This is a genomic window from Acidimicrobiales bacterium (genome assembly GCA_035546775.1).
Lineage (GTDB): Bacteria > Actinomycetota > Acidimicrobiia > Acidimicrobiales > JACCXE01 > JACCXE01.
Map to the genome: position 1 here is coordinate 1 of DASZWD010000012.1, position 7,848 is coordinate 7,848.

A 7,848-nucleotide genomic window follows, 5' to 3' on the forward strand; every position below is an offset into this window, starting at 1 on the left:
ATCATCGAAGCGCACCGCGACGAGTTGCCGTTCAGCGACCAGTTGCCGTCGTTCGACCCGCCCAAGCACACGGATCACCGCGCCCTGATGATGCGGCTGCTGACGCCCAACCGGTTGCGGGCGAACGAGGAGTTCATGTGGCGCTACGCCGACGAACTGCTCGACCCGATCCTCGACCGCGGTGAGTGCGAGTTCATCACCGCGTATGCCGCGCCGTTCACGCTCGTGGTGATCGCCGATCTCGAAGGCGTGCCCGAGTCGGACCGCGGCATGTTCACGGCGCGGCTCACGAGGGCGCACGAAGACCTGGCCCACAAGCCCCTCGAGTTCCTCTACGAAGCGTTCGCCGGCTACATCGCCGATCGTCGTCGGGAGCCACGCGACGACGTGATGACGGCGATGGCAACGGCCACGTTTCCCGACGGCACGACGCCCACGGTGCAAGACGTCGCGCTGCTCGCCGCCAACTTGTTCTCGGGCGGGCAGGAGACGACGGTGCGGTTGTTGTCGTTTGCCCTGCGGCTGCTCGCTGAGCGACCCGACGTGCAGGAGCTGCTGCGCAAGGACCGCGACCGCATTCCGAACTTCGTCGAGGAGGTCCTGCGCTACGAGAGCCCGCTGCGGGCGCAGTTCCGCATGGCGCGCCGGCGCGTCACGATCGGCGACGTCGACCTGCCTGCCGGGGCCACGATGATGCTGTTGCCGGGCGCGGCCAACCGCGACCCGCGGCAGTTCGCCGACCCGGCGGTGTTCGACGTCGACCGCGACAACGCCAAGCTCCACGTCGCCTTCGGCCACGGCGTGCACCACTGCGCCGGTTCGCACCTGGCGCGCGCCGAAGCCCGCGTCACGCTCAACCGACTGTTCGACCGCACCTCTGACATCCGCATCGACGAGTCCGTCCACGGTCCGGCTGACGCCCGCCGCTACGACTACCTGCCGACGTACTTCCTCCGCGGCTTGGCCCGCCTCAGCCTCGAGTTCGCGTGAGCCGCGAGGACGCGACCTTCGACTTCGTGATCGTCGGTTCCGGCGGTGGCGGCCTCGTCGCCGCGATCGCGGCGGCCGACGCGGGGCTCAAGGCGCTGGTGTTGGAAAAGCAGGCGCTCGTCGGCGGTTCGACGTGCATGTCGGGGGGCATCTTCTGGATCCCGAACAACCCGCTGATGAAGGCCGAGGGCATCCCCGACTCCTACGAAGACGCCATGGCGCACTTCGAGACGGTCGTGGGCGACGTGGGCCCGTGTTCGTCGGAGGAGCGGCGTCACGCGTTCCTGACCGAAGGCGTCGCCATGACGACGTTCCTGCAACACCAGGGCCTGCGGCTGGTGACGTGTCCCGGCTACAGCGACTACTACTCGAACCTCAAGGGCGGCTCCGACGTCGGGCGCGGTCTCGAGCCGGTGCCGTGGAACGGCAAGCGCCTCGGACCGTGGCTGGCGCGGTTGCAGCCGGGTCTGGCGCAAAGCCTCGGCATGGCGGTGAAGACCAACGAGGCGCGCTCGTTGTCGAACTACAACCGCAGCCTCCGCTCCTTCGCCATCGCGACGCGGGTGGCGGCGCGCACCGTCTTGGCCAAGGTGCGGCGCCAGGCGTTGCTCACCAACGGCGCGTCGCTCGTCGGGCAACTCCTGCGCATTGCCCTCGACCATCAGGTCGCGGTGTGGACGAACGCGCCGCTGGTCGATCTCGTCGTCGACGGCGGGCGCGTTGTCGGCGTGCGCACCGAGCGCGACGGCCAGCCCGTCACGGTGCGGGCCCGCACGGGCGTCCTGATCAGCGCCGGTGGCTTCGCCCACAACCGCGCCATGCGCCAGCGCTATTCGGGCAACCAACCGAACGAGGGCAAGTGGACGATGTCGAACCCCGGCGACACCGGTGAGGCGATCGAGTCGGCGATGCGCCTCGGCGCCCAGACGGCGCTGATGGACGAAGCGTGGTGGATGCCGCTGCCCCGCACGGGCAAGTTCGGCCAGTCGACGCTGGACCAGGCGCGGCAGCGGCCGCGCACGATCTTCGTCGACGGCCACGGCCGCCGGTTCGTGAACGAGTCGAACTCGTACATGGAAGTCGGCAAGGCGATGTACGCGGCGGGCGCGGTGCCGTGCTGGGTCATCTTCGACGACCGCTACCGCCGCAGCTACGCCCACGTGCGGTCGCACCCCGGCTACTTCCCCAAGGAGATGTTGGAGAGCGGCAAGCTCAAGCGGGCGGCGACGTTGGCCGAACTGGCGGCGCAGTGCGGCATCGATCCCGATGGTCTCGCCGAGACGGTCGACCACTTCAACGCCAACGCCCGGAAGGGGATCGACCCCGACTTCGGTCGCGGCGAGTCGGCCTACAACCGCTCCCTCGGCGATCCCTCGTCCAAGGTCGTGAACCCGTGTCTCGGGCCGATCGACGAAGCGCCGTTCTACGCCTGCGAGATCCTGCCCGGCGACATCGGCACGTGCGGCGGCCTACTCACCGACGCCTTCGCCCGCGTCCTCGGCAAGAACGAGGAGCCGATCGCCGGTCTGTACGCGACCGGCAACAGCACCGCGACGGTTATGGGCCGGCACTACCTCGGCCCGGGCGCCAGCATCGCCAACACGATGGTGTTCGGCTACATCGCGGCGCGCCACGCCGCGGGCAACTAGTCGAAGCGATACAGCGCTTCGTGCAGGAGCCCGTTCTCGTGGTGCAGCGGCAGGCCCGCTGACGACGCACGCGTGACGAGCGACGTGCCGGTCGACGGGTCGACCCAGCTCATCACCAGCACCCACTCGTCGAGCACCGCACCGGGGATCGGCACGTCGGTCACGTCACCGTTGTCGTCGAGCGTGTGCGGACCGAACGCCTCCCACTCGCTCGCGATCGCGTCCGACAGTCTCCGTGATGCGTCGTCGTGCGCCTCGTCGGTCACCCGTTGCCCCTTTCGTTGATTGCGTCGTGTCAGTGTGCCGGACGCGCGAACCAATACACGCCGGCGCGCATCTTGCCCATCGGGAACGGCACGTCGAACACCGTCTCGTCGTAGGCGCGCAGCTCGAGCGGCGCGAGGAACGCGACGGCTTGCTCGCGTGTTAGATGGCTCGGGCCCTGCGGGATCCACTTGGCCTGCGGCCGGTGGGCGAAGTGCACGAGGACGAAGTCGCCGCCGGGCGCCAGCCAGTCGTCGAGCTTGGCCCGATATGCGCCCCGCTTCGCCTTCGGCAGGTGGTGCAAGCAGCCCGAGTCGAGCACGACGTCGAAGGGCGCCGGCGCCGAGTAGTCGACCACGTCGCCCTCGTGCAGTTCGAGCGTGACGCCCGCGGCTTCGGCGCGCGCCCGCGCCGCGTCGATCGCGGCCGTCACGAAGTCGATGCCGACGACCGAGTAGCCCCGCTGGGCGAGGTGCACGGCGTAGACGCCTTGGCCGCATCCGAGGTCGAGGGCGCGGCCGGGTGCTGGCCGTTGGGCGAGGGCGCGATCGAGCAGGGGTGGTGCTTCCTCGCGGTGCCACGCCAGCGACTCGACGTCGGGCGCCGTCCGATAGAGCCGACGAAAAACGAAGCGCTGGATGTTCACGCGCACTCGCGACCGTTGACAGTTATTACGACGTCAAAGTAAATTCGTCGAGATGGTGACGTACCCGCAGCAAGGACTCGGCGCACCGAAGGATCGTACGGGTCGCGGCGGCGCCGACGTCGGCCTTCCGGCCGGCACCGAGGTGTTCTCGGCCGACGATCACATCTCCCTCGCCGAAGACATCTTCTACGAGCGCTTTCCGGACAAGCTGAAGGACAGTGCGCCGCGGGTCGTCTACGACGACGGCGCCTGGACCCTGGCGGTCAACGGCAAGGGGTTCCTGCCGCGCGAGTTCACCGCGGTGTTGATGCAGTACGACCCGCTCGACGGGTCGAGCACGCGCGACATGGCGGCGCGCGCCGCGGAGTTGGAGTCCGACGGCATTCACCGCGAGCTGGCGTTCCCGAACGCGTTGCTCGGTCTCATGGGGTGGCCCGACAAGGACGTGCGCGAGCTGTGCTTCCGCATCTACAACGAGTACGTCGCCGAGTTGCAGGCGCGCGCGGGCGGACGCTTCTACGGCGTCGGCATCGCCAACTGGTGGGATCCCGAGGGCACGCGCAAGACGCTGGCCGAGATCAAGTCGCTCGGCATCAAGACGTTCTGGCTGCCGCTCAAGCCGGGCGCCGACGACGACGGCAAGCCGATCGACTGGAACAGCCCGAAGATGTACGACTTCTGGGAAGCGGTCGAGGAGTCGGGCGTGCCGGTGTCGCATCACATCGGCGAAGCGCCGCTCAGCTCGCCGTGCCGGGACAACAGCGTGCTGGTCGGCATGCTGCACAACGTGGCGCCGTTCCGCGAGATGTTCGGTCGCTACATCTTTGGCGGCATCCTCGACCGCCATCCCGGCATCACCGTCGGGTGGTTCGAAGGCGGCATCAACTGGGTTGTCGCCGCGCTCCAGGACGCCGAGCACCTGTACGCGTCACTGCAGCACATGGCCGACCACCCGATCGACAACGACGTGGCCTACTACTGGGATCACCACATGTACGCGTCGTTCATGGTCGACCCCCTCGGCCTCGAGATGATCGACCGGATCGGTGTCGACCGCGTCATGTGGTCGTCGGACTACCCGCACAACGAGTCGACCTTCGGCTACTCCGAGCAGTCGTTGGCGAGCGTGGTCGCGCAGGTGGGTGCGCAGGACGCGGTCAAGGTCGTGTCGACCAACGTGCAAACGTTCCTCGGTATATGAGCAACGACTGGGTTCTCTACGAGAAGGATCGGGCGACGAAGATCGCCACGCTCACCCTCAACCGTCCCGAACAGATGAACGCGCCGACGATCGAGATGCGCCTGCGTTACGCCGAGTTGCTGCACCAGGCGAACATCGACGACGACGTGAAGGTGCTCGTGGTGCGGGGCTCCGGCGACGACTTCGGCACCGGACAGGACCTGCCCGAGTTCATGGAGGCGGTGAACTCGGAGGACGGGTTGCTGCGCGAGGTGCAACTCGAAGGCGAAGATGTCACCTATCCGCCGCGCAAGAACTTCCGCCACGGCGCGACGACGACCCAGGCGTGGTTCACCGATCCTCGCGGTGGGTGCCGCACGCTCCAGGAGTTCAAGAAGATCTCGATCGTCGAAGCCAAGGGCTACGTCTACGGCTGGCACTTCTACCAAGCGGGTGACGCCGACCTCGTCATCGCGTCCGACGACGCGCTGTTCGGCCACGCCGCTTTCCGTTACGCCGGCGCGGCGCCGCGCATGTGGTGGTGGGCGCAGATGATGGGGCTGCGCAAGTTCCAGGAGATGGTCTTCACCGGCCGTCCGTTCACCGCCGCGGAAATGGCCGAGGTCGGCTTCGTCAACAGCGTCGTGCCCCGCGACCAGTTGGAGAACGAAGTGCGCAAGTACGCACTGGCGTGTGCCCAGAACCGCTCGACCGACGTCATCTTCATGCAGAAGGCGTTCTTCGAAGTGATGAAGCAGTACCAGGGCGAGTACATGGGTTCGCTCATCAGCGGGATGCTCGAGTCGATGGCGGGTTACGGCCGGCCCGACCAGAACGAGATGTCGACGGACGAAGCCATCGCCAAGGGGTTGACCACGGCGGTCAAGGACTTCGACGCCCGGTTCCCGCCCGAGTGGCGGCTGTCGAAGAAGGGCCGCGCCGCGACCGAATGAAGGTCTGTGATCTGACGGGCGGCATCGCCGGCGCGTACTGCACGAGGCTGTTGGACGCGACGCCGTGCGCGCTCGGCGAGGCCGACGCCGTCGTCTGGTCGCGCGACGCAACGGAGTCTTTGGACGACGTGCGCGCCGCGGCTCCCGACGCAATCGTCGTCGCCATCACGCCCTTCGGTCTCGAAGGCCCGTGGGCCGACAAACCGGCGACGGAGTTGACTCTCCAGGCGTGGTCGGGCGGGATGATCGGCCTGGGCCGCGGCTATCCGGACCGCGCGCCCGTCCCGGTCGGCGGCAAGGTCGGCGAGTGGTTGACCGGTGTGTACGCGGCGATCGCTGTCTTGGTGTCCGCACCGGGCGCGCTCGTCGACGTGTCGATGCTCGAGTGCATCGCCCTGTGCCTCACGTACTACCCGGTGACGTACCACGACCTCGCTGGCCGGCCGTTCCGCATCGGCCGCTCTGTCGTCACCCCGGGGATCGAGGAAGCGAGCGACGGACTCGTCGGCCTCGGTGTGGGCACGGGGCAGCAGTGGCTCGACTTCTGCGTGATGGTCGGCCATCCCGAGTGGCAGGAGGACCGCAAGCTCTTCGCGTCCCGCGGCCACCTCGCCCCCGACATCGCGGCGTGGGTCGCAGACCACACCGTCGCCGAGGTGCTGGAGCTAGCCAGCGTCTTCCGCATCCCGCACGCGCCCATCGGCAACGGCGCCACCATCCCCGAGACCGACCACTTCGTCGCCCGCGGCTCGATCGTGCGCGACGCCGACGGCGTCGTGCGCCCCGCACCCCCCATCCGCACTTCTGTGAAGGATCGCCCGTCCTCTGCACGGAAATTCCTTCACAGAAGTGTGGGGGAGCTGCGGGTCGTCGATCTGACGGCGTTCTGGGCGGGGCCGCTGTGCACGCAGGTGCTGGCGATGCTGGGCGCCGAAGTGATCCACGTCGAGTCGACGACGCGGCCCGACGGCACCCGCATGCTGGCGGGCATGCGCGGCGACGACTGGTGGGAACGCTCGGGCATCTTCTCGGGCCTCAACACCAACAAGAAGAGCGTCACCCTCGACCTGCAAACCGAGCGCGGGCGCGAGTTGTTGCAGCAACTCGTCGACACCGCCGACGTCGTCGTCGAGAACTTCACGCCCCGCGTCATGGACCAGATGGCGCTCGACTTGTCGCGCGACGATCTCGTCGTCGTGCGCATGCCGGGCTTCGGCCTCGACGGGCCGTGGCGCGACAACCCGGCGTTCGCCTTCGTGATCGAAGACGCGGCGGGCTTGTCGTGGATGACGGGGTATCCCGACCGCAAGCCGCTGTCGCCCTACACCGTGGGTGATCCGAACGCCGGACTGCACGCGCTCGTCGGACTGCTCCAGGCGCTCGAGCACCGCAACGCCACCGGCCAAGGGGTGACGGTGGAAGCCGCGATGGTCGACGCCGCGCTCAGCATCGCGGCGGAGCAGTTGGTCACGTATTCGCGCGACGGCGTACTGCTGACGCGCGACGGCGGCGCCCGCACGTACCTCACCGCCGAAGACGACACGTGGGTCGTCGTCGACACCGACGGCGACTTCACCGACTACTGCGCCACCCGCAAGGCCGACGAGATCGTCGACGAGTTGTGGGCGCAAGGTGTGCCGGTTGCCAAGGTGATGCAGCCCCACGAGCAGGGCGACGTGGCCCAACTGGTCGCGCGCGGCTTCTTCGAAGACGTCGTCCATCCGATCGCCGGCACGGCGCGTCACCCGCGGCTGCCCTTCGGCATCGGCGGCCCGCAGCATCGCCGTCATGCGCCGCTGCTGGGCGAGCACAACGCCGACGTGTTGGGCCTGCCCGACGACGAACTGGCCGTGCTCGAAGCCGAAGGCGTGATCGGGCAGACTCCGGTGTCATGACGCGCGGCCTGTCCTACGACCCGGTCGAGGGGGCGCGCCAGCGCTGGATCGAGCAGGGGTGGACCGACAGCGCGGCCGGGATGGCGGCGGTCGTCTCCGTCATGCGCGCCGAGCAGATCTTTCTCAACGAAGCGACCGACATCCTGCGCCCGCTCGGGCTCACCTTCGCCCGCTACCAAGTCCTCGGCATGCTGCGGTTCAATCCGCCTCTCACGCTCGGCCGGCTCGGCGACCAGTTGTGGATCACGCCGGCGACGGTCACCAACGCCAT

The 7,848-nt window shown here is 68.3% G+C and carries 8 protein-coding genes; 6 read left to right on the forward strand and 2 right to left on the reverse strand.

All coding sequences use genetic code 11. The annotated features are described in order from the left end of the window. Positions 1-990: cytochrome P450 (locus VHC63_02155; GenBank protein ID HVV35377.1), on the forward strand; the 990-nt coding region annotated here is incomplete at its 5' end. Further along, positions 987-2,639 carry an FAD-binding protein gene (locus tag VHC63_02160; GenBank protein HVV35378.1) on the forward strand — a complete coding sequence of 551 codons (1,653 nt, stop codon included), beginning with the start codon at positions 987-989 and terminating at the stop codon, positions 2,637-2,639. The genes VHC63_02155 and VHC63_02160, both read left to right, overlap by 4 nt. On the opposite strand, the gene VHC63_02165 is transcribed toward VHC63_02160, so the two are convergent. Together VHC63_02165 and VHC63_02170 are read right to left on the reverse strand one after the other, a co-directional pair. After that, on the reverse strand, positions 2,636-2,905 hold the full coding sequence (locus VHC63_02165) for a hypothetical protein (GenBank protein ID HVV35379.1): 270 nt from the start codon (positions 2,903-2,905) through the stop codon (positions 2,636-2,638). The two genes, VHC63_02160 and VHC63_02165, sit on opposite strands and share 4 nt — an antisense overlap. A 29-nt stretch (positions 2,906-2,934) precedes the next feature. Then, positions 2,935-3,555, reverse strand: coding sequence for a class I SAM-dependent methyltransferase (locus tag VHC63_02170; protein HVV35380.1), 621 nt, complete (start codon positions 3,553-3,555; stop codon positions 2,935-2,937). A gap of 46 nt (positions 3,556-3,601) precedes the next feature. Between VHC63_02170 and VHC63_02175 the strand changes: the two genes are divergently transcribed. From VHC63_02175 to VHC63_02190, 4 genes are all read left to right on the forward strand, one after another. Then, entirely contained in the window at positions 3,602-4,750 is a 1,149-nt protein-coding gene (locus VHC63_02175) for an amidohydrolase family protein (protein ID HVV35381.1), read from the forward strand. Then, a complete protein-coding gene (locus VHC63_02180) occupies positions 4,747-5,682 on the forward strand; it encodes an enoyl-CoA hydratase/isomerase family protein (protein HVV35382.1) in 936 nt (311 codons plus the stop codon). Before VHC63_02175 ends, VHC63_02180 begins: the two co-directional genes overlap by 4 nt. Further along, the gene (locus VHC63_02185) at positions 5,679-7,577 is read left to right on the forward strand and encodes a CoA transferase (GenBank protein HVV35383.1); all 1,899 of its coding nucleotides are present in this window, start codon (positions 5,679-5,681) and stop codon (positions 7,575-7,577) included. Before VHC63_02180 ends, VHC63_02185 begins: the two co-directional genes overlap by 4 nt. Next, positions 7,574-7,848, forward strand: a 275-nt coding sequence (locus tag VHC63_02190) for a hypothetical protein (GenBank protein ID HVV35384.1), incomplete at its 3' end; no start/stop codon positions are given. The genes VHC63_02185 and VHC63_02190, both read left to right, overlap by 4 nt.